This window comes from Mycetocola sp. (genome assembly GCF_046716805.1).
Lineage (GTDB): Bacteria > Actinomycetota > Actinomycetes > Actinomycetales > Microbacteriaceae > Mycetocola_A.
Genome location: NZ_JBKJWH010000176.1, coordinates 1 through 20785, shown reverse-complemented (window position 1 = coordinate 20785; position 20785 = coordinate 1). Strand labels below are relative to the sequence as shown.

Sequence of the window (20785 nt, the reverse complement as noted above, 5' to 3'; positions counted from 1 at the left end):
TGGGCCGAGAAGTGCCCGGCCGCCCAGTACGGCGTGATCGAGATCCGCCCCTCTGCGCTTCACTTCGCGGATGGGCAGTGGCAGAGCACGACCTGACTGCCGCGGCAGCAGCGGAGCACGTCGCCCGTGAATTCCACGGGCGACTGTCGACGCCATCGATGTGGCGAACGCCGACCCGGTCGAAGTCGACATCGACGCCATCCCCGACAAACGGCTCGCCCTCCTGTTCACCTGTGCTCACCCGGCGATCGACCCGGCGATTCAAACACCGCCCATGCTGCAGACGGTGCTCGGGTTTGACGCCGCCCGCATCGCGTCGGCTTACGCGATCCCCGGCCCGTCCATGGCGCAGCGCCTCGTGCGGGCGAAGCGCCGTATCCGGGCGGACTCGCCGCCCTCCTTCTCCTGTCGATCTCCCGATCCGCCGCTCGCGCCGGGCCCGACGGCACGCTCGTCGCTCTCGACGAGCAGGACACCGCGTTGTGGGATGCCGCGCAAATCGAACGCGGCGAACGGTACCTTCGGCAGGCGCATGCACTCGGTCGGATCGGCCGTTCTCAGTTGGAAGCGGCCATCCAGTGCGTGCACTGCGCCAGGGCAGGGACGGCCAGGTACGGCGAGGCTGATCGTTGCGGACCCCGGCAGCTGTGGCTACGGCTGCACCTGCGGATGGTGACGCGCCAGCTGGAAGACTCCCCAAACGGCGAGGACCCCGGCGACAGCGAAACCGATCATCGCCCAGAGTGGGGCGCCAGATGCTTCGTCAAGCACGACGATGCCGATGGCGACCGCGACCATCGGGTCCACAACCGTCAGCCCGGCGATCACCAGGTCAGGCGGGCCGGACGAGTATGCGGTCTGGACGAAGTAGGCACCGATTCCCGTCGCCGCGAGAAGCGCAACCACGCACAGCACGGTCAGCCAGTCGAAGTTCTCATTGACGATCCGGTTGATGACGACCTTCGCGAGGGTGGCCACGAACCCGTAGATGATTCCAGCCGCGAGGATGAAGAACAGCGCTTTCGACCGTTTGCGAAAGAACACGAAACCGAGCGCGAACACCACGAGCACGACGCCCAGCATCACCAGCACGGTCAACAGATCGACCGTCGTGACCGGCTTCTCGCCTGCCACAAGTGCGGCCACGGTCACGAACAGGGCGACCCCGCCGACGCAGGCAGAGATGGCGATCACCGAGGCACGGTTGAGCTTCATTTTGTGGATGCGGGCGTTGAGCACGGAGGTGATGACGAGCGCGATGGCGCCGAGCGGCTGCACGATGATCAGCGGTGACCAGACGAGTGCGGTCAATTGGAACGCGATGGCAAAGGCGAGCATCAGCGAGCCAAGAACCCAGGATGGGCGAGCGAGGAGTTGCTTCAGCTGCCCGACGTTCAGTCCGCTGCGCGCGTCGACGCCACTGTTCTCCTCGACCTTCGTGACACCGCGATGCTGGAACTGTGCGCCAAGCGACAGGAAAACAGCACCCACGATCGCCAGAGGGATGCCGATGAGCTGACTGGGATTGCGAACGAACTCCGCCGTCAGGTCGTTGAAGTCGTTGTTCGCAAACATCACGTTGTGAGCCTACAACGGGCCCGTCTTGGTTAGGCTCAACGAATGGCCATTCTCCCCATTCGCATCACGGGTGACCCGGTGCTCCACTCCCCCGCCGAGCCGGTGACCGACTTCGACGACTCGCTCCGGCAACTCGTCGCCGACCTGTTCGAAACGATGGATGCCGCCCCCGGCGTCGGTCTCGCCGCCCCTCAGGTCGGCGTGCCGCTGCGCATCTTCGTGTACGGCTACGACACCGACGAGCACGGCCCGTGGCGCGGTGTCGTGATCAATCCGGAGATGTGGATCACTCCTCCTGCCGCCGGCGAGCCGGACGAGGAACTTGAATCGGAGGGCTGTCTGTCGTTCCCTGGTGAGCGTTTCCCGCTGCGTCGCGCCGATGAAGCGATCGTGACGGGGGTCGATCTCGACCAGCAGCCCGTCGAGATCCGGGTCGACGGGTGGCGTGCTCGTATTCTTCAACACGAATACGACCACCTCGACGGGTATCTGTACGTCGACCGGCTCGCCAGGCATGAACGAAAGCTCGCCGCGAAGATCACCCGCAAGATGGGGTGGGGTGTCCCCGATGTCAGCTGGATGCCCGGCGTCGACAACCTCGACGACTGAGCACACGCCACAGAAGTAGCCCCGGGCATCAGCACCGGGGCAAAAGAAAAGACCACAGGGGTGGAGCCCTTGTGGTCTTCTCAGCTCCTCGACTTGGACTCGAACCAAGAACCTACCGGTTAACAGCCGATTGCTCTGCCAATTGAGCTATCGAGGATTATGTGTTGCGCATTTACTTTACCAAAGGAATCGCAGACACCAAATCGGGATGGCGAATCGGTCAGCCAGCATCCGATGAAATCCTCGAATCCGCGTGGGACAAGCCGATGAGGAACGGATGCTCGGGGCGCGCGAGCAAATCGTCGATCGGCCCGAGGCCCACGATCCGGCCGGCATGAAGCGCTGCAACCCGGCAGGTGGTCCGGCGCAACAGCGTCAGGTCGTGGCTGATGAGAACTGCTGCGAAGCTTCCCTCCTCACGAAGCCGCGTGATCAGGCTGCTGATCGAGCCACGAACCGTGACGTCGATTCCTGCGGTCGGTTCGTCAGCCACCCACAATTTCGGGCCGAGTACGAGCGAGCGGGCCACGGCCACCCTTTGGCGTTGGCCGCTGGAGAGTTCGAACGGGAACTTGTCGAGGACGGCCAGAGGCAGCTGTACCGCGTCGAGCATGGTCGCGACCCGCACGCCGAGCGCTTTGCGGTTGTACAGGCGATCACGCTGCAGGATCGGTTGACCAATGAGCTCGGCCACGGTCAGTTCAGGGGCGAGCCGGGAGGCGGCGTCCTGGGGCAGGTACGCGACGTTGAAGGTCAGGCTGGTCAGTTCCCGGCGACGGATGCCCCGCAACCGGTAATCGAGGACTGTCGCGTCGCCGCCGACGATCACCGGGGCGGGGTCCGCGCCCTTCGGCGAGACAAGGTCACCCGCCAGCACGCGGGCGAGAGTGGACTTGCCCGAGCCTGACTCGCCGACGATGCCGACGATCTCGTCGTCCCCGACGACAAAGTCGACCCCGTCGAGCGCCCGATGCGGAGCGCGCATGCGCCGACCCGGGTACTCGACCGCGAGGTCGTCGACCCGCACAGCTGTTCCCATGGCTCCTGATGCAGTCATGGCACCATCCTGCCCTACACAAGGCACGGCGCCACCCCACGCGCCGGTCACCGTTCGCGGAGCCTGCGGCGTTCCACTTCGAGTGCCATGAGCTCACCTTGGAGTGCCCGGTAGCTCTCGCGCTCCTTCGGATCGATCCGCTGCAGCCGACCGAGCATGTCGTGGGACTGCCGCAGCAGATCCCGGTCGACCAGTGCCACGGTGATCTCTCGCACATAGCTGGTCAGGTCACGTTCGGATCGCTCAGGGATGGGAGCGACGGCGAGCTGTTGCACCAGGCCCGCCATCGGCGTCGGCACGGTATCGGTCACCCGGGCGAACCACGCTGCGGTGCCGAAGCTGTCGAGGGTTGCGGCGATGGCGTCGCGGACGACGGCGAGGGTCGGGTTCACGAATCCGGTGAGGACAGCTCGCTGCACGAGGTCATGCCCGGCCAGTTCGGGATGCTGGAGGATCGCCATCAGGGCGTCGCGCTCCAGTCTCGTGGCGGGGTCTCCCGGCAGGTCTCGGAGGGACGCCGGGCGTTCGACCGGAACCTCACTCGGGGATGTCACGACCTGGTTCTTCGAGGCTGCGGCACGATTACTGCCCTTCCCGGCGCGGCTGATCGCCGCCTGCACCTCGGCGAGGTCGACTCCGAGGTGCCGAGCGAGGACGCGCGTATAGCCGGGGCGGAGGGACGGGTCCCGGATGTCAGCGATGATCGGCGCCGATTCGGTCAGTGCGCCGACGCGTCCTTCGACGGTCTCCAGATCGTACGCGGCGAGCGTCTGCCGGATGACGAACTCGAACATCGGTTCCTTGGCGTCGATGAGACGGCGAACCGCGTCGTCGCCGCGGTTGAGCCGCAGGTCGCAGGGGTCGAGGCCGTCCGGTGCCACGGCGACGTAGGTCTGGGCGGAGAAACGCTGCTCCTCGGCGAACGCGCGCATCGCGGCCTTCTGCCCCGCGGCGTCCGGGTCGAAGGTGAAGATGACCTCACCCTTGCCGCTGTCATCCCCCATCACCCGTCGGAGGGTCTTGATGTGGTCGACGCCGAACGAGGTGCCGCAGGTGGCGACGGCGGTGGTCACGCCGGCCAGGTGGCAGGCCATCACGTCGGTGTATCCCTCGACCACCACGACCCGCCCGCTGCGGGAGACGTCCCGTTTGGCGAGGTCGAGCCCGTAGAGGACCTGCGCCTTGTGGTACACCGCCGTTTCGGGGGTGTTGAGGTATTTGGGGCCCTTGTCGTCGTCGAGGAGTTTACGCGCACCGAATCCGACGGTCTGGCCGGTGACGTCCCGGATCGGCCAGATCAGGCGCCCACGGAATCGGTCGTAGATACCGCGATCGCCCTGGGAGACGAGACCAGATGCGGTGATTTCCTCAACGCTGAAACCCTTGCCGCGCAGGAACGCGGTGAGGGAGTCCCAGCTCTTCGGCGCAAAGCCCACCCCGAACCGGTCGGCGGCGAAGTGGTCGAAGCCGCGTTCGCCGAGGAATCGTCGCCCGGGGTCCGCCCCCGGTGTCGCGAGCTGCTCGCGGAAGTACGTTTCTGCGGCCGCGTTTGCGGCGAGGAGCCGGGCCCGGTTGCTGTGGTCGGGGGCGCTGTCGCCGTCTTCGTAGGTGAGCTGGAAGCCGACCCGCGCGGCCAGTCGTTCGACGGCATCCGCGAAGGTGACGTGGTCCATTTTCTGCAGGAACGAGATGACGTCGCCGGATTCGCCACAGCCGAAGCAGTGGTAGAAACCGAGCTGCGGCCGAACGTGGAAGCTGGGGCTGCGTTCGTCGTGGAATGGGCACAGACCTTTGAGCGAGCCGACGCCGGCGGACTTCAGGCTGACGAAGTCACCGACGATGTCGGCGATATTCGTGCGTGACTTGACCTCGTCTATGTCGCTTGAGCGAATGCGGCCGGCCATCATCCCATCCTATCGAGGATCACCGTGCCGGCGGCCTCCCCACAGGGAGGGGCTGAGTCAGGCGCTCAGAGCGAGGCGTTCGTGCCAGGCCAGGGCCGACTGATCGGTGAGGCTCGCGACCTGGTCGACGACGACACGTTTGCGCGAGGCGTCATCAGCGGCCTCGGCCCAGTCGTCGGCGAAGCCGCGGTCGAGCGATTCAGGCCCCGCCTGGAACAATCCGTCGGCGAGGTCGGTGAGGATGTCGCGCTGCTGCCGGTAGATCGGCTGGCGGGCGTCGCTCGCCATCACGAAGGCGGCGACGACGCCCTTGAGAACGGCGATCTCGGCCTGCACCTCGTGCGGGACGATCACGCTCGCGCCGAACCGGATCAGACTTGACTGCGGGTAGGCCTCACGGGTGGCCTGTGTGGCCGACTGGGAGAAGTGGCCGATCATCTGGCTGGTGAAGTTCTTCAGCTTGGCGAGGTCGCGACGCGAGGCATCCCAGCTCGTCATCCAGACGTCGTAACCGGCGAGCCGGTCGAACGCCGCCGCCATGTCGTCGAGGGTGAAACTTTCGCCGGCCCAGGCCTGGACCGCGCGGATCAGCGACTCATGGCCGGCCCGCGCGCTGAGGAAAGCCGGATCGATGTACTCGTTGACAATCGCATCCTCGAAGTCGTGCACCGAGTAAGCGATGTCGTCGGAGAGGTCCATCACCTCCGCTTCGATGCAGCGCTGGCGGGCCGGTGCACCTGCCCGAAGCCAGACGAACGCGTCGCTGTCCTCGTTGAAGAACCCGAATTTCGCGCGTCCGCCGGGGTCGTGAACGGCCTGTGCGGCTGGCCAGGGATACTTGCAACTCGCGTCGAGACTCGCCCGGGTGAGGTTGAGACCATGCGACCGGCCGTGGGCGTCGAACACCTTCGGTTCGAGACGGGTGAGGATTCGGAGGGTCTGCGCGTTCCCCTCGAAACCGCCGATGTTCTCCGCCCAGTCGTTGAGAGCCCGCTCCCCGTTGTGACCGAACGGCGGGTGGCCGAGGTCGTGGGCGAGGCAGGCGGTGTCGACGATGTCCGGTTCGAGGCCGAGGCTTGTCGCCAGTTCACGCCCGACCTGGGCGACTTCGAGCGAGTGGGTGAGCCGGTTCCGGGCGAAATCGAGCCCGGCCGCCGGGCTCAGCACCTGCGTTTTCGCCGCGAGCCGCCGCAGCGCACTCGAGTGCAGCAGGCGTGCCCGGTCCCTGGCGAAGTTCGTGCGGCGCGAGGAGTGCGTTTCGGGCAGGGCACGTTCGTTGTCGTGAGCCGAATAGTCCCCGCTAGCCGCCACTGGTGTCCGCCTCTGTTTCGGTCAGGGTTCCGCGTTCGGTCGCACCGAGGGTTCGGGAGTCGAGCCAGCCGTCGGGGAGCACCGTGCGCTTCGGCGATCCGGCCCGGCCGCGCTGGCCTTCGGCATCCGCTCCCGGATACGGGAGATTCCAGTCGAGCGTAGCGAGCAGCTCGTCGAGCTGGTCGAGCGACTGGACCGTCGCCAGGCTCGCCCGGAGGTCTCCACCGACGGGGTATCCCTTGAAGTACCAGGCGACATGCTTGCGGATGTCGCGGCATCCGCGTTCTTCGCTTTCGAAGAACTCGGCGAGCAGCTCCGCGTGCCGGCGGAACGTGGTGGCGACCTGGCCGAGGGTGGGGGTGAATCGCGTCGGCGACCCGGTGAACGCTGCAGCGAGGTCACCGAACAGCCACGGGCGGCCGAGACAACCGCGTCCGACGACGACGCCGTCGCAGCCGGTCTCCGCCATCATCCGGAGGGCGTCCTCGCCGGACCAGATGTCGCCGTTACCGAGGATCGGGACGCCGGACACCGTCTCCTTGAGCTTGGTGATCGCCGACCAGTCGGCCTGACCGGAGTAGAACTCCGACGCGGTCCTGGCGTGAAGGGCGATGCTTGCGACACCGGCGCCTGCAGCCGCTTTGCCCGCTTCGAGGTAGGTGAGGTGGTCGGCGTCGATGCCTTTGCGCATCTTCACCGTCAGCGGGATGTCGCCGGCTGCTTTCACTGCCCCCTCGACGATGTCGCGGAACAGGTCCTGCTTCCACGGGAGTGCGGAGCCGCCACCTTTGCGGGTGACCTTGGGAACGGGGCAGCCGAAGTTCAGGTCGATGTGGTCGGCGCGATCCTCTGCGACGAGGATGGTCACTGCTTCCGACACCGTCTTGGGGTCGACGCCGTAGAGCTGGATGCTGCGGGTCGTCTCGGACTCATGGTGGGTGATCAGCCGCATGGTCTCCTTGTTGCGCTCGACGAGCGCGCGGGAGGTGATCATTTCGCTGACATACAGGCCCACGCCGAACTCGCGGCACAGCCGGCGAAACGCGGTGTTGGTGATCCCGGCCATGGGCGCGAGAACCACCGGCACGTCGAGCTCGAGCGAGCCGATCGTCAGTGCCGGGGCGTGGCTTATCGTAGGAATGGCAGACATGTCCTTCAATTCTCCCAGAAAGCGGGCGTTGCCATGACCGAACAGGAAACCGGTGCAGGGATCGGGCGAATGCGGGCGGATGCGGCTTCCCGGGGGCTCTTGGTCGAGGTGGTGGAGCGTCCGAACGCGTCGAGCCTCGAGGAGGCGGCGAGCCTGCTCGGCATCGAACCGCGCGAGATCGTGAAGACCCTCGTCGTGAAGCGGCACGACGGCGACTACCTGTTCGCTCTGGTGCCCGGTGGCCGCAAGATCTCCTGGCCGAAACTGCGCGCCCTCGTCGGTGTGAACAAGCTGTCGATGCCGTCAGCGGATGCCGCACTCGCGGCAACCGGCTACGGCCGCGGCACGATCACCCCGCTGGGGAGCACGACGGCCTGGCCCGTGTGGGTTGACGAGTCGGTGAGAGGGCACCGCGTCGCCCTCGGCGCCGGTGACACCGGCCACAGCGCTTTCGTCGACGTCGACGCGCTCGTCGAAGCCTATGGAGCGACCGTCGCCGACATCACCGACCCGGAGTGAAGGCCTTCTCGACCGCCGCGGTGACCTCGGCGAGGGACGGAATCGCGCACGCGTCACCCTCGCATGCGACAGCATCCGGAGCACCGAGCAGAGTCAGTGCCGGTCGGGCGGACTGTTCGCTCATGACGTGACCGCCGCGCGCTCGGTCCAGACCTGGTCGAGCACCTGGGCGAACGTGGCTGATTCCTGGGCGCCGGAGACGCCGTACTTGCCGTCGATGACGAAGAACGGCACACCCTGAATGCCGTATTCCACACCGAGGGCCTGGTCAGCGCGGACGGCGTCGAGGTACTCGTCGTCGTTCAGCGCGCGAACGACATCGTCACGGTCAAGGCCGATCTCGGCGGCAAGGTCGGCGAGGTCTTCGACCCGGCCGACGTGCCTGCCCTCGGTGAAGTACGCCTTCAGCAGCCGCTCCTTGGCCTCGGACTGCTTGCCGTGCGCCTTGGCGTAGTGGAGCAGCTGGTGTGCCTTGACGGTGTTGGTGTGCTTGAGGGTGTCGAAGTTGTAGTCGAGCCCGGCCTCGCCAGCGATGCCGGTGACTCGGTCGAGCATCCCGCGGACCTGGTCGGCCGGCATGCCCTTGTGGGTGGAGAGGAAGTCGATTTCGCTTCCGTCGAAGTCGACCGGGGTATCCGGGGCGAGTTCGAAGCTGTGGTATTCGACCGTCACCTCGGGTGCGTTGTCGCCGGCCTTCTCGGCGAACGCGACAGCGCCGGCTTCGAATTTGCGCTTGCCGATGTAGCACCAGGGGCAGGCGATGTCGGACCAGATGTCGATTTTGATGGATTCACTCACAGTGAGGCCAACCGAGACCAGCCTTCAGGTATTCCCCCAGCCGCATATCTCGCGAGATCCTGGGTTTGAAGGGGTCCCGGGCGACGGGGACCCCCTCAAAGTTCGCAACTCGCGAGGTCAGGCGCCCGGTGTGTCGACCGCCCCGCCGAACCGGCGGTCACGCGAAATGTAACGTCCGATCGCCTCCCACAGGTCTTCGCGGGTGAAGTCCGGCCACAGGGTGTCGAGGAACACCATTTCGGCATACGCGCTCTGCCAAAGCAGGAAGTTGCTCGTGCGCTGCTCCCCCGAACTCCGCACGAAGAGGTCGACGTCGGGCAGCTCGGGCGTGTAGAGCGCGCGCTGGATCGACTTCTCCGTGATGCCCGACGGTTTCAGCGTGCCCGCCGCGACCTGCTCGGCCAGTTGCCGGACGGCATCCGTGATCTCGGTCCTGCCGCCGTAATTGACACACATCGTCAGGGTGAGGGTGTCGTTGCCCGCCGTCAGCTTCTCGGCGAACTGCAGTTCCTTGATGACGGATGCCCACAGTCGCGGTTTGCGCCCGGCCCACCTCACACGCACCCCCCACTCGTTGAGCTGGTCTCGCCTGCGGTGCAGCACGTCACGGTTGAACCCCATCAGGAACCGGACCTCGTCAGGAGAACGGCGCCAGTTCTCTGTGGAGAAGGCGTAGACGGAGAGGTGCTTCACCCCGACCTGGATGGCGCCGGCCACCACATCGAGCAGCGCCGACTCGCCCGCCCGGTGACCCTCAACGCGTGGGAGGCCCTGCCGGTTCGCCCACCGGCCGTTCCCGTCCATGACGATGGCCACGTGCTCGGGAACACCGGCCGCTGGGAACTGGGGCGGATGAATTCCGGTCCAGTCGAGGGGACGGTATTCGACAGCATCCCGGGGGGTGAAAGGTTTCGGGGTCACGTGTCGGCTTTCTCTCGGGAGACGTGGACGAGGGACTTGAGCCCGCGTTCGAGGTGCCACTGGGTGTACGCGGCGGCGACCCCGCTCGCGCGCGCCCTCGTGTCTTCCTCGGAGGCGTCGGCGTGGTCCCAGTCCCCGGTGAGAAGCGAAGACAGGAGGCCGATGGTCTGCCTGTCGAGCCGGGGGCTCCCCGGCGGGGCGCACTGGTCGCAGACGACTCCGCCGAGCTGCACCACGGTGTGGCTGTGCGGTCCGGGTGCCTGGCACCGGGCGCAATCGAAGAAACTCGGCGCCCACCCCGCCAGCGACAGCGCGCGTAGCAGGTACGAGTCCAGGGTCAGTGAGGAGTCGTGGTCGTGCCGGGACAGCGAACGCAGGGCGCCGACCAGGAGCAGGTATTGCTGCAGCGAGCCCTCGGATTCGGTGAGCTTGTCCGCCGTCTCCACCATCACCGTCGCCGCCGTGTACGCGGAATAGTCGGCGGCGATCAGTGCGCCGTACGAGGCGAGCGTCTCAGCCTGGTTGATGACGTCGAGGGAGCGGCCTTCATACAGCTGCAGGTCGGCCACCATGAACGGCTCGAGGCGAGCACCGAACTTGGAACCCGTGCGACGCACACCCTTCGCGACCGCACGGACCTTGCCGTGCGAACGCGTCAGCAGTGTCACGATCCTGTCGGCCTCACCCAGCTTGTGGGTGCGCAACACGACACCTTCATCACGGTAAACGGGCACAGTCAAGTATCCCGCGGATGCCGCGCCGCCGGCGCTCCCCCGCCGACGGCTCGACTACACCGTCGCGAGGGTGCGGTCGCCGGATGTCGACCGGATGGCCCGGTTGACGGCCGAAACCACGGCCTTGAGGGATGCCGTCGAAATGTCTCCGTCGATGCCGACGCCCCATAGACGGCGGTCACCGACCTGCAACTCGACGTAGGCGGCGGCCTGCGCGTCCCCGCTGGCTCCGAGGGTGTGCTCCACGTAGTCGTAGAGGGTGACCTCGATGCCTCGCTCACGCAGCACTCCGAGGAATGCCGCGATCGGCCCGTTCCCGGTCGAGGTCGCCTCCGTCACTTCGTCACCGTCGCGGAGGTCGACCACGAGCTCGACCGATCCGGCGAGACGGCTGGCGGTGCGCGTCGACTGCAACTCGAACCGGCCCCACTTCTCACTTTCGCTGTCGGAGGGAAGGTACTCGTCCTGGAAGATGCTCCAGATCGCTTCGCTGGTCATCTCCCCGCCCTGCTCGTCGGTCTTCGCCTGCACGACGCCGGAGAACTCGATCTGCAGTTTGCGGGGCAGGTCGATGGCGTGGTCCGTTTTCAGCAGGTAGGCGACTCCGCCCTTTCCCGACTGTGAGTTGACGCGGATGACCGCTTCGTAGCTGCGGCCCAGGTCCTTCGGGTCGACCGGCAGGTACGGGACAGCCCACTCGAGATCGTTGACGTCGCATCCCCGTGCGGCGGCATCCGCGGCCATCGCCTCGAAACCCTTCTTGATGGCATCCTGGTGCGACCCGCTGAACGCGGTGAACACCAGGTCGCCGGCCCACGGGCTGCGCTCGTGCACCTTCAGCTGGTTGCAGTACTCGGCGGTGCGCTTGATTTCATCGACGTCGCTGAAGTCGATTTGCGGGTCGATGCCCTGAGTGAACAGGTTGATGCCGAGGGCGACGAGGTCGACGTTGCCTGTGCGCTCGCCGTTGCCGAAGAGGCAGCCTTCGATGCGGTCGGCGCCGGCCATGTAGCCCAGTTCGGCGGCGGCGACGGCGGTGCCCCTGTCGTTGTGCGGGTGCAGAGAGAGAATGACGTTCTCACGGTGATTGAGGTGACGTGACATCCACTCGATCGAGTCGGCGTAGACGTTCGGTGTCGCCATCTCGACCGTCGACGGGAGGTTGATGATGACCTTCCGCTCCGGGGTCGGTTCGAAGACGTCGAGAACCTGGTTGCACACGTCGACGGCGTACTCGAGCTCGGTGCCGGTGTAGCTTTCCGGAGAGTACTCGTAGTACACCGTGGTCTCCGGGATGAGCTTTTCCATCTCACGGCAGACCTGGGCGCCGTGCAGGGCGATATCGATGATGCCCTGCTTGTCTGTGCGGAACACGACCTCGCGCTGGAGCACGCTGGTCGAGTTGTAGAGGTGAACGATCGCCTGCTTGGCGCCGGCGATGGACTCATAGGTGCGCTGGATCAGGTGGTCCCGTGCCTGGGTCAGCACCTGGATGGTGACGTCGTCGGGGATGGCGTTCTCTTCGATGAGACTGCGGACGAAGTCGAAGTCGGTCTGGCTGGCGCTGGGGAAACCGACCTCGATCTCCTTGTAACCGATCCGGACGAGCAGGTCGAACATGATCCGCTTGCGTTCGGGGCTCATCGGGTCGATCAGCGCCTGGTTACCGTCACGAAGGTCGACGGCGCACCAACGGGGCGCGGTCGTGATGCGTTTCGTCGGCCACGTGCGGTCCGGCAGGTCCACGGTGATCTGCTCGTGGTACGGACGGTACTTGTGGATCGGCATGGCCGAAGCGGCCTGGTTGTTTCTCATTGTTCTATTCTCCTCGCGTGTGTGGAAAGCCAACGACAAACCCCGCGACGAGAGGGCTTAGAAGGAAGCCTCGTCGCGGCAGCTAAGGAGCAGAGTGCCGAACAACACAGGAACAGGCTAACACCGTTTAGCCTGCCCCTGCGTCGAATCTGTGCACTTTGTACGCGAGAACGCCCGTTTGTTGAAGATGTGCGCGGTCGACTCCTGTGCAGGGAGGGCCGCCACAGGCAAGATGCGCGTCGCCTTTCGTCCCGGTCGTCCGACTAGAAGCCGAGTCGCCCGAGCAGCTTGGGGTCGCGCTGCCAGTCCTTCGCGACCTTCACACGGATGGACAGGAAGACCTGCTTGCCGACGAGCTTCTCGATCGGGATGCGTGCCTGCTGGCCCACATCCCGCAGGCGGGAACCGCCCTTGCCGATGATGATCGCCTTCTGACTGTCCCGCTCCACGAAGATGTTCGCGAAAATCTCCAGGATGTCCTTGTCCTCACGCTCGATCATGTCGTCGATGGTGACGGCGATGGAGTGCGGCAGTTCGTCGTGCACACCCTCGAGCGAGGCTTCGCGGATGTACTCGGAGATCCGGTCCTCGAGAATCTCGTCGGTGACGGCATCCGCCGGGTACAGCGGTTCCGAGGTCGGCATAAGCGCGATCAGTTCCCGGACGAGGATGTCAAGCTGGATGCTGCTGGTCGCCGAAACGGGGATGATCAGGTCCCACTCGCGCAGCTTCTGCACCTCGGCGAGCTGTTCGGCGGTCGTCGGCCTCGGAGCCGCGTCGATCTTGGTGACGATGGCCACCTTCTTCGCACGCGGATAGTGATCGAGCTGCTCGTTGATGAACTTGTCGCCCGGCCCGATCTTCTCGTTGGCTGGCACGCACAAACCGATGACGTCGACGTCGCTGAGCGTCGATTGCACGAGGTCGTTGAGCCGTTCGCCGAGCAGTGTCCTCGGCCGGTGGATCCCGGGTGTGTCGACGATGATCAGCTGACCGGAGTCCTCATGGACGATGCCGCGGATCGCCTTACGCGTTGTCTGCGGTTTGGAGCTGGTGATGGCGACCTTCTGCCCGACGAGGGCGTTGGTCAGTGTCGACTTGCCGACGTTGGGCCGGCCGACGAACGAGACGAACCCGGCGCGGTAGCCGGCATCCGGAAGCACCTCGGGTTCCGGCTGCTGTCGTTCGTGCGCCTGCACGCCGTCGGCGGTGTCCGGGGTCTCGGGGTTCTGGTCTTCGGTGTTCTGATCGTCATTCGTCATGACTACTCCTCAATCGATTCATATGATCTCTGCACGTCCCGCAAGGCCGCGGTCCGCGTCACGATCACCGTGCTCACGCGTTTTCGTCTGCCTTCGGTCCGTTCGGCGGTGAGCCGCAAGCCGTCGGTCTCGGCGACGGAACCGGCGATCGGCAACCGCCCGAGAACCTTGGTGAGGAGCCCGCCGACGGTGTCGACGTCATCGTCGTCCATCTCCAGGTCGAACAGTTCACCGAGTTCGTCCACCGGCAGGCGCGCACTCACGCGGTATTCCTCGTCACTGAGCTTCTCGACATCCGGTGCGTCGGTGTCGTACTCGTCGGAGATGTCTCCGACGAGCTCCTCGAGCAGGTCCTCAAGAGTGACCAGTCCGGCGATTCCGCCGTATTCGTCGACGACCATGGCCAGGTGGTTCGATTCGAGCTGCATCTGCTGCAGCAGCGAGTCTGCCTTCTTCGACTCGGGGACGAACAGGGCCGGACGGGCGAGGACCCGCACACTCACACTGTTCGCTGCGGCGTCGCCCTCGTGGCTGAGGCGCACGACATCCTTGAGGTAGAGCACGCCCGAGACCTCATCGACTTCACCGTCGGTGACAGGGATGCGGGACACGCCGGTGCGCAGAAACAGGCTCATCGCCTGCTGGACGGACACGTTGGCGTCGACGGTGACCATGTCCGTTCTCGGCACCATCACTTCACGGACGACTGTCTCGTTGAACTCGAAGATGGAGTGGATGAGTTCGCGGTCGTCCTCTTCGAGAACGTCGAGTTCGGTGGCCTCGTCGACCATGTTGAGCAGTTGTTCCTCCGAGGAGAACGACGCCTCGCGGGCCACGCCCGGCGTGACCCGGTTGCCGAACGCGACAAGGGCGTTGGCGAGCGGGCCGAGGAGCACCCGGACGGTGCGGATGACCGGTGCGGCGATCCGCAGGAGCGGCTCCGCGTGGGTTCGGCCGAAGCTTCGCGGGCTGGCCCCGACGAGGACGAACGAGACCGCCGTCATGATGAGCGCCGAGTAGAGCAGGACGAGCCACGGCTCGTCGATGGTGAATGCGAACGCGAGGGTGACGAGAACGGCTGCGGTCGTCTCGGCGAGCACGCGGATGAAGTTGATGGCGTTGAGGTGCGCGCCGGGGTCGTCGGCGATCGCGCGGAGATAGGCGGGCTTCCGGGAACTGTCGGCGAGCTCGGCCATCACGGCGCGTGATGTCACGCTGATGGCCGCATCCGCGGCCGCCATCAGCCCGCCGAAGGCGACGAGGAGCAAGGCGATGCCGATGAACCAGTAGAGGATCATCACCGAGTGGAACGCTCCTGCACGCTGAACCCGAGCAGAATGTCGCGCTGGATGCCGAACATCTCCCGTTCCTCGGCAGGTTCGGCATGGTCGAAGCCGAGAAGGTGCAGGATGCCGTGGGTGGTGAGGAGCAGGAGCTCCTGCAATGTCGAGTGTCCAGCCGTTTCGGCCTGCGCCTCAGCGACTTGCGGGCACAGGACGATGTCGCCGAGCAGCCCTGCTGGTGTCGGGGTGTCCTCGGTTCCTGGACGCAACTCGTCCATCGGGAAGCTGAGCACGTCGGTGGGTCCCGGTTCGTCCATCCACTGCACGTGGAGTTGTTCCATGGCGGCTTCGTCGACGAGGACGATGTTGAGGTCGGCCTCCTGGCTCACGTGCATGGCCCCAAGGGCGTAGTCGGCGAGGCGGAGCAGAGCCGCCTCATCGACGGGGATGGCGGATTCGTTGTTGATCTCAATGCTCATGAACTCTTGCCCCTCCTGGGCATCCGGTCGCGCGGCGAGGCTCCTCGCCGTTCTGCCCGATTGGCGAACTCCTGGGCCTGGCCACGTTCGAACCGTTCGGCCTGTTTGACCTGGTCGTATTCGCTGTAAGCGTCGACGATCCGTGCGACGAGGCTATGGCGCACGACGTCGTCGCTCGTCAGCCGGGAGAAGTGGATGTCGTCGACGTCGGCGAGCACCCGGGTGACGAGTCGCAGTCCGGACGATCCGGCCGGCAGGTCGACCTGGGTGATGTCACCGGTGACGACGATCTTCGAACCGAAGCCGAGCCGGGTGAGGAACATCTTCATCTGCTCGGGCGTGGTGTTCTGCGCCTCGTCGAGCACGATGAAGGAATTGTTGAGCGTCCGGCCGCGCATGTAGGCGAGCGGTGCGACCTCCACGGTGCCGGCTGCAAGCAGCTTCGGAACCAGTTCGGGGTCCATCATCTCGTTGAGCGCGTCGAACAGCGGGCGCAGATACGGGTCGATCTTGTCGGTGAGGGTGCCGGGGAGGAAGCCGAGTCGCTCACCGGCCTCCACCGCGGGGCGGGTCAGGATGATCCGCTCCACCTCTTTGCGCTGGAGCGCCTGCACGGCCTTCGCCATGGCGAGGTAGGTTTTCCCGGTTCCGGCCGGCCCGATACCGAACACGATGGTGTTCTCGTCGATCGCGTCGACATACTGCTTCTGTCCGAGCGTTTTCGGGCGGATGCTCCGACCGCGCGACGTGAGGATCGCCTGCCCGAGAAGGTCGGCCGGCTTCCCCGAGCCTTCCTCGAGGATCCGTGCGGACGAGAGCACCTCGACCGGCTCGAGGTCCTGACCCTGCCGCACCATGTCGATCAGTTCCGCGATGAGGTTATGGGCTGCGCGCACCTGCGCCGCGTCGCCGGTCAGGGTGATGTCATTGCCGCGGACGTGAAGGGAGACCGCCGGATACTGGGTTTCGATGGTCGTCAGGAGGCGGTCCTGGGCGCCGAGGAGCCGGACCATGGCGACGCCGTCGACGTGCAATCGTGCTTCCGCGGTTGCCGGTTCGGCTGCGGGTTCGGCTGCGGGTTCGTTGGTGGGTACTGGGTCACTGGAAGTCGGCACGTGGATCCTCTCCGAGGTCGCCGATGAGGATGTGGGCATGGACGTGGAAGACGGTCTGGCCGGCCTTCTCGCCCGTGTTGAAGATGAGCCGGAACTGGCCGCCGTGCTCGTTGGCGATCTGCTGAGCCAGTGTGACGAGTTCTGCGAGGAGAGCCGGGTCTCCGACCGCGAGATCCGCGACGTTCGTGTACTCGGGGGTCTTCGGCACGACGAGGACGTGCACGGGCGCTTTCGGCGCGATGTCGTGAAATGCGATCAGGCGATCGGTCTCGGCCACGATGCTGGCCGGGATTTCCCGAGAGACGATGCGGGTGAAGATGCTGGGTTCTGTCGTCGACATGGTTCTATCCTACGAAGCTCAGGCGACCGGCGGGCTGTCCGTGAGCAGTCACCAGCGACCCAGAGCCACATTCAGTACGGCAAGAGCAGCCGGGCCGGCGGATGAGGTGCGCAACACGGTGTCGCCGAGGCGGGCCCGGACAGCACCGGCAGCGGTCAGGCTTTCCAGTTCAGCGTCGCTGATCCCGCCCTCGGGCCCGACAACCAACAGGAGGTCCCGGTCGTCACCGGCGACATCGATCCGGCTGAGCCGTTCGGTGGCGGTCGGGTCGAGAAGCACCACGCGGCTCGTGCCGGCGAGCTTCTGGAGGTCGGTCGTCGACGCAATCGGGGAGACAGGAGGAACGAAGGACCGGATCGATTGCTTCGACGCCTCCCGGACGATCGTTTCCCAACGGATCCGACCCTTTTCCTTCTTCATGCCCTCCCAGCGGGAGACGCTCCGTGACGCCGCCCAGGGAATGATGGAGGACACCCCGAGTTCCGTCGCTGCCTGAATCGCCATTTCGTCCCGGTCGCCCTTGGCGAGTGCCTGCACCAGGACGAGCCGCGGGGACGGCTCCTGCTCGACCGTGACTTGGCGCGCGCGAACGCCCACCCGGCCCGGCTCAATCGATTCGATCACACCGGTGACCATCAGCCCGCGACCGTTGCCGATCCGGAGGTCGTCGCCGACGCGTGAACGGTTGACGGTTACCGCATGCTTCGCTTCGGCACCCGCCAGTTCGACCAGCGCACCCTCGTCGGCGGTCGCGAGATCTTCACGCAGGTACAGGCTGCTCATCTCAGCCCAGGAAGCGGTCGCGGAGTTTGGAGAAGAGTCCCTGCTGGAACGATCCGAGCTGGGTCGACTTCTGATCACGTCCGGCAGCGAACGCCTTGATCAGTTCCTTCTCACGGTGGTCGAGGCGGGTCGGAGTGACCACCTGGATGCCGATGCGCAGGTCGCCGCGGCCCGTGCCGCGCAGTTTCGTCACACCCCGGCCCTTGACGGTGAGCACTTCGGAACTCTGGATCCCTGGTTTCAGCTCCACGTCAACGTCTCCGTCGAGAGCGTTGATCGTCGTTGTGACGCCGAGGATGGCATCCGTCATCGGGACGTCGAGGGTGCAGAGCAGGTCGTCACCGTTACGGCTGAACCGTTCGTCGCTGCGGACCTTGATCTCGAGGTACAGGTCCCCGTGGGGGCCGCCGGCCGGGCCGATTTCGCCGCTGCCGGGCATCTGCAGGCGCAGGCCGGTGTCGACACCGGCAGGGATGTCAACGGGAACGGTGCGACGGTCGCGGACTCGGCCCTGTCCCTGGCAGGTGACGCAGGCGTGCGGGATGACGGTTCCGTAGCCACGGCAGGTTCCGCAGGGGGTAGAGGTCATGACGTTGCCGAGAAGCGAGCGGACCGCACGCTGGATCGACCCGGTGCCGCGGCAGATGTCGCAGGTGACCGGTGACGTTCCCGGTTGGCAGCACGAACCCTGGCAGGTGCCGCACAGCACAGCTGTATCGACCTCGAGGTCGCGGTGGGTGCCGAAGATGACTTCGGCGAGGTCCACTTCGACGCGGAGCAGCGCATCCTGACCGCGCTCGCGGCGGGACTTGGGCCCGCGTTGCTGTTGACCGCCGAAGAAGGTGTCGAAAATGTCACCGAATCCGCCGAATCCACCGGCACCGCCCATGCCGCCTGAGCCACCCAGGTCGTACTGCTGGCGCTGTTTGGCGTCGCTGAGGACGTCGTATGCGTGCGTCACCTCTTTGAAGCGCTCGGATGCCTCAGCGCCCGGGTTCACATCGGGGTGCAGCTCACGAGCCAGTCGCCGGTAGGCCTTCTTGATTTCGTCGGTGGTCGCCTCGCGGGACACGCCCAGAACTTCGTAATGGTCAGCCACTCAAGGCCTTTCGTTGTGAGGGGTCGTCGCTGTGCTCGCTGCACGACCGGGGATTTGCGCTTCGCCGAGCACGGCGACTGGTCAGTCCTCACCAAGCTGGCGGGACAGGTAACGGGCAACGGCTCGCACGGCGGCGAGGTTGTTGGTGTAATCCATTCTCGTTGGTCCGAGTACGCCCAGCCTGGCAAGTTCGCCAGCAGAGGAACGATAGTTGCTTGCGATGACCGAGGTCTCCCCCAGCCCGAAGGACTCATTCTCGCGCCCGATCGACGCTGAGACTCCCCCACGGTCGACGGCCATCTCGCCGAAAAGGCGGAGCAGGACGACCTGCTGTTCGAGAGCTTCGAGCACGGGGTAGATGCTGCCTGAGAAGTCTTCCTCGGTGCGGGCGAGGTTCGCCGCCCCGGCCATGACTAGTTTGTCGTGACGGTATTCGGCGAATCCCTCGGCAAGTGCCTGAGTGATCCGCGCCATGAGCATTTCGTCGTCGGGGGCGGCCTCCGTCCGTGCCTTGTCGAGGATCGCGGCGGACGCCTCGACGTTGGCGCCACCGAGCAGGGCGTTGAGTTTGCCTTTGACCCGTTCGAGCCGCTTGGCGTCGACCGAATGCTCGATCTCAACGACCTGTTGCTCGACCCTGCCGGTGTCTGTGATCAGAACGGTCAGCACACGCCGGTCGGTCAGGCTGACGAGTTCGACATGCCGCACCTGAGCTCTCGCGAACGACGGGTACTGCACAATGGCGACCTGGTTCGTGATTTGCGACAGCAGACGGACGGTGCGCATGAGCACGTCGTCAAGGTCGACGGACTGGCCGAGGAAGGTCCGGATGGCTTCCCGCTGCGCTTCGGAGAGCGGCCTGCGGTCGGCGAGCCGGTCGACGAACAGCCGGTAGCCCTTGTCGGTCGGGATCCGTCCGGAGGAGGTGTGAGGAGCGGAAATCAGCTCCTCGTCCTCCAGTTGCGCCATGTCGTTGCGGATCGTTGCCGCCGAGACACCGAAGGAGTGCCGTTCGACGATCGCCTTCGAACCGACGGGTTCGCGACTAGCGACGTAGTCCTGAACGATCACGCGGAGCACTTCGAGGCTGCGATCGGAAACCATGGCTGCACCTCTCCCGCTGAAATCGCGTCGATCCGTTGGCACTCAAATGGCCTGAGTGCCAATTCTAGCGCTCGCCTCGCGCACGGGGTAATTGCCGAACGTCCTGAACAGCGTTACTTTTAGCTGAAGCCCGACACCGCCGTCCGCCTGTGTAGTGGCGATCGGGCGTACACGGCACACAAAGCGCCACCGATCGAAAGGCTTGGCCATGACCGACCCCAACGCGCAACCCCCGGTTGACCCGTCCCAGAACCCGCCCCAGGCGCCACAGGGGCCCGCGTCCGGCCAGCCGCCGTACGGCGGGCAGCAGCCCCAGCCCGGACAGCCTCAGCCCGGACAGCCGTACCCAGGACAGCAGCCGCCCGCCGGCCAGCCCTACGGTCAGCAGCCGTATGGCCAGCAGCCCTACGGCCAGGTGCCCCCGCAGCAGTACCCATACCAGGGTCAGCAGACCGGAGCGGCACCGCTCACCCAGGCTGAAGACAAGCAATGGGCATCGTTCGCGCACTTCGGCGGCGCCCTCGGCGCGTTCCTCGGCGCCGGCATGGCCGGCTGGATCGCTCCGCTGATCATCTACATGGTGTTCAAGGACCGCGGCCCGTTCACGCGTCAGGAGTCGAAGGAAGCGCTGAACTTCCAGTTGACCGTGACGATCTACGTGATCGGCCTCTACGTTGTCGGAACGATTCTCGCCCTGGTGTTGATCGGTTTCCTGCTGTACCCGCTGGCCTGGCTCGTCGGCATCATCGGTGTCATCTTCGGCATCATCGGCGGCGTCAAGGTCAACAATGGTGAGGCGTACCGCTACTTCCACGCCATCCGCATGGTGAAGTAGGCACAAGGCACAAAGGCGGAGTCCGCCGGCTAACACTGTAAGCCGGCGGTCCACCGCATAAGCCCGAAGCCGCCCCCGCAGGGGCAGTT

21 protein-coding genes, 1 tRNA gene and 1 pseudogene are annotated in these 20785 nt (G+C 65.7%); 4 read left to right on the top strand and 19 right to left on the bottom strand.

What is annotated here, in order from left to right; genetic code table 11:
- Positions 1–405: 405 nt before the first annotated feature.
- Positions 406–474, top strand: a pseudogene (locus ACLQ62_RS14235) (hypothetical protein); the annotation flags it as partial.
- Between the two features lie 177 nt (positions 475–651).
- Here the strand turns inward: ACLQ62_RS14235 and ACLQ62_RS14230 are convergent.
- A complete protein-coding gene (locus tag ACLQ62_RS14230; protein ID WP_411722286.1) occupies positions 652–1578 on the bottom strand; it encodes a DMT family transporter in 927 nt (308 codons plus the stop codon).
- A gap of 42 nt (positions 1579–1620) precedes the next feature.
- On the opposite strand from ACLQ62_RS14230, the gene def reads away from it, so the two are divergent.
- A complete protein-coding gene (gene def / locus ACLQ62_RS14225) occupies positions 1621–2187 on the top strand; it encodes a peptide deformylase (protein ID WP_411722285.1) in 567 nt (188 codons plus the stop codon).
- Positions 2188–2271: 84 nt separating this feature from the next.
- Here the strand turns inward: def and ACLQ62_RS14220 are convergent.
- From ACLQ62_RS14220 to dusB, 5 genes are all read right to left on the bottom strand, one after another.
- Positions 2272–2344, bottom strand: a tRNA-Asn gene (locus ACLQ62_RS14220).
- Between the two features lie 63 nt (positions 2345–2407).
- Positions 2408–3244 carry an ATP-binding cassette domain-containing protein gene (locus ACLQ62_RS14215; protein ID WP_411722284.1) on the bottom strand — a complete coding sequence of 279 codons (837 nt, stop codon included), beginning with the start codon at positions 3242–3244 and terminating at the stop codon, positions 2408–2410.
- A gap of 47 nt (positions 3245–3291) precedes the next feature.
- On the bottom strand, positions 3292–5148 hold the full coding sequence (gene dnaG / locus ACLQ62_RS14210; protein ID WP_411722283.1) for a DNA primase: 1857 nt from the start codon (positions 5146–5148) through the stop codon (positions 3292–3294).
- A gap of 57 nt (positions 5149–5205) precedes the next feature.
- Entirely contained in the window at positions 5206–6459 is a 1254-nt protein-coding gene (locus ACLQ62_RS14205; RefSeq protein WP_411722282.1) for a deoxyguanosinetriphosphate triphosphohydrolase, read from the bottom strand.
- The gene (gene dusB, locus ACLQ62_RS14200; protein WP_411722281.1) at positions 6449–7609 is read right to left on the bottom strand and encodes a tRNA dihydrouridine synthase DusB; all 1161 of its coding nucleotides are present in this window, start codon (positions 7607–7609) and stop codon (positions 6449–6451) included. The genes ACLQ62_RS14205 and dusB overlap by 11 nt, the downstream gene beginning before the upstream one ends.
- A 33-nt stretch (positions 7610–7642) precedes the next feature.
- Here dusB and ACLQ62_RS14195 point away from each other — a divergent pair, with 33 nt between their 5' ends.
- On the top strand, positions 7643–8128 hold the full coding sequence (locus ACLQ62_RS14195; RefSeq protein WP_411722280.1) for an aminoacyl-tRNA deacylase: 486 nt from the start codon (positions 7643–7645) through the stop codon (positions 8126–8128).
- Here ACLQ62_RS14195 and ACLQ62_RS14190 read toward each other — a convergent pair.
- The 13 genes from ACLQ62_RS14190 to hrcA all read right to left on the bottom strand — a co-directional run bounded on the left by ACLQ62_RS14190 (position 8112) and on the right by hrcA (position 19861).
- Positions 8112–8252, bottom strand: coding sequence for a hypothetical protein (locus ACLQ62_RS14190; protein ID WP_411722279.1), 141 nt, complete (start codon positions 8250–8252; stop codon positions 8112–8114). The two genes, ACLQ62_RS14195 and ACLQ62_RS14190, sit on opposite strands and share 17 nt — an antisense overlap.
- A complete protein-coding gene (locus ACLQ62_RS14185; RefSeq protein ID WP_411722278.1) occupies positions 8249–8926 on the bottom strand; it encodes a DsbA family protein in 678 nt (225 codons plus the stop codon). The genes ACLQ62_RS14190 and ACLQ62_RS14185 overlap by 4 nt, the downstream gene beginning before the upstream one ends.
- 117 nt (positions 8927–9043) lie before the next feature.
- On the bottom strand, positions 9044–9847 hold the full coding sequence (locus ACLQ62_RS14180; RefSeq protein WP_411722277.1) for an isoprenyl transferase: 804 nt from the start codon (positions 9845–9847) through the stop codon (positions 9044–9046).
- A complete protein-coding gene (recO, locus tag ACLQ62_RS14175; RefSeq protein WP_411722289.1) occupies positions 9844–10581 on the bottom strand; it encodes a DNA repair protein RecO in 738 nt (245 codons plus the stop codon). The genes ACLQ62_RS14180 and recO overlap by 4 nt, the downstream gene beginning before the upstream one ends.
- 54 nt (positions 10582–10635) lie before the next feature.
- Entirely contained in the window at positions 10636–12396 is a 1761-nt protein-coding gene (gene leuA / locus ACLQ62_RS14170) for a 2-isopropylmalate synthase (RefSeq protein WP_411722276.1), read from the bottom strand.
- 263 nt (positions 12397–12659) lie between these two features.
- A complete protein-coding gene (gene era, locus ACLQ62_RS14165; protein WP_411722275.1) occupies positions 12660–13658 on the bottom strand; it encodes a GTPase Era in 999 nt (332 codons plus the stop codon).
- Positions 13659–13660: 2 nt separating this feature from the next.
- A complete protein-coding gene (locus tag ACLQ62_RS14160; RefSeq protein ID WP_411722288.1) occupies positions 13661–14956 on the bottom strand; it encodes a hemolysin family protein in 1296 nt (431 codons plus the stop codon).
- Positions 14956–15420 carry an rRNA maturation RNase YbeY gene (gene ybeY, locus ACLQ62_RS14155; protein WP_090711984.1) on the bottom strand — a complete coding sequence of 155 codons (465 nt, stop codon included), beginning with the start codon at positions 15418–15420 and terminating at the stop codon, positions 14956–14958. The genes ACLQ62_RS14160 and ybeY overlap by 1 nt, the downstream gene beginning before the upstream one ends.
- Positions 15417–16433: a PhoH family protein gene (locus ACLQ62_RS14150; RefSeq protein WP_411722287.1), complete on the bottom strand. Its 1017-nt coding sequence runs from the start codon at positions 16431–16433 to the stop codon at positions 15417–15419. The genes ybeY and ACLQ62_RS14150 overlap by 4 nt, the downstream gene beginning before the upstream one ends.
- An 85-nt stretch (positions 16434–16518) precedes the next feature.
- Positions 16519–16875 carry an HIT domain-containing protein gene (locus tag ACLQ62_RS14145; RefSeq protein WP_411722274.1) on the bottom strand — a complete coding sequence of 119 codons (357 nt, stop codon included), beginning with the start codon at positions 16873–16875 and terminating at the stop codon, positions 16519–16521.
- Positions 16876–16923: 48 nt separating this feature from the next.
- Positions 16924–17658: a 16S rRNA (uracil(1498)-N(3))-methyltransferase gene (locus ACLQ62_RS14140; protein ID WP_411722273.1), complete on the bottom strand. Its 735-nt coding sequence runs from the start codon at positions 17656–17658 to the stop codon at positions 16924–16926.
- A gap of 1 nt (position 17659) precedes the next feature.
- Positions 17660–18757 (bottom strand): molecular chaperone DnaJ, encoded by a 1098-nt coding sequence (gene dnaJ / locus ACLQ62_RS14135; RefSeq protein ID WP_411722272.1) that lies wholly within the window; start codon positions 18755–18757, stop codon positions 17660–17662.
- A gap of 81 nt (positions 18758–18838) precedes the next feature.
- Entirely contained in the window at positions 18839–19861 is a 1023-nt protein-coding gene (gene hrcA / locus ACLQ62_RS14130) for a heat-inducible transcriptional repressor HrcA (protein ID WP_411722271.1), read from the bottom strand.
- Positions 19862–20069: 208 nt separating this feature from the next.
- Here hrcA and ACLQ62_RS14125 point away from each other — a divergent pair, with 208 nt between their 5' ends.
- A complete protein-coding gene (locus ACLQ62_RS14125; protein WP_411722270.1) occupies positions 20070–20696 on the top strand; it encodes a DUF4870 domain-containing protein in 627 nt (208 codons plus the stop codon).
- Positions 20697–20785: the final 89 nt, after the last annotated feature.

Coding starts and splice junctions, on each gene's coding strand:
- def (WP_411722285.1), top strand. CDS start 1,621: ATGGCCATTCTCCCCATTCGCATCACGGGTGACCCGGTGCTCCACTCC.
- ACLQ62_RS14215 (WP_411722284.1), bottom strand. CDS start 3,244: ATGACTGCATCAGGAGCCATGGGAACAGCTGTGCGGGTCGACGACCTC.
- dnaG (WP_411722283.1), bottom strand. CDS start 5,148: ATGGCCGGCCGCATTCGCTCAAGCGACATAGACGAGGTCAAGTCACGC.
- dusB (WP_411722281.1), bottom strand. CDS start 7,609: ATGTCTGCCATTCCTACGATAAGCCACGCCCCGGCACTGACGATCGGC.
- ACLQ62_RS14195 (WP_411722280.1), top strand. CDS start 7,643: ATGACCGAACAGGAAACCGGTGCAGGGATCGGGCGAATGCGGGCGGAT.
- ACLQ62_RS14190 (WP_411722279.1), bottom strand. CDS start 8,252: ATGAGCGAACAGTCCGCCCGACCGGCACTGACTCTGCTCGGTGCTCCG.
- leuA (WP_411722276.1), bottom strand. CDS start 12,396: ATGAGAAACAACCAGGCCGCTTCGGCCATGCCGATCCACAAGTACCGT.
- era (WP_411722275.1), bottom strand. CDS start 13,658: ATGACGAATGACGATCAGAACACCGAAGACCAGAACCCCGAGACCCCG.
- ACLQ62_RS14160 (WP_411722288.1), bottom strand. CDS start 14,956: ATGATCCTCTACTGGTTCATCGGCATCGCCTTGCTCCTCGTCGCCTTC.
- ybeY (WP_090711984.1), bottom strand. CDS start 15,420: ATGAGCATTGAGATCAACAACGAATCCGCCATCCCCGTCGATGAGGCG.
- ACLQ62_RS14150 (WP_411722287.1), bottom strand. CDS start 16,433: ATGGTCCGGCTCCTCGGCGCCCAGGACCGCCTCCTGACGACCATCGAA.
- ACLQ62_RS14145 (WP_411722274.1), bottom strand. CDS start 16,875: ATGTCGACGACAGAACCCAGCATCTTCACCCGCATCGTCTCTCGGGAA.
- ACLQ62_RS14140 (WP_411722273.1), bottom strand. CDS start 17,658: ATGAGCAGCCTGTACCTGCGTGAAGATCTCGCGACCGCCGACGAGGGT.
- hrcA (WP_411722271.1), bottom strand. CDS start 19,861: ATGGTTTCCGATCGCAGCCTCGAAGTGCTCCGCGTGATCGTTCAGGAC.
- ACLQ62_RS14125 (WP_411722270.1), top strand. CDS start 20,070: ATGACCGACCCCAACGCGCAACCCCCGGTTGACCCGTCCCAGAACCCG.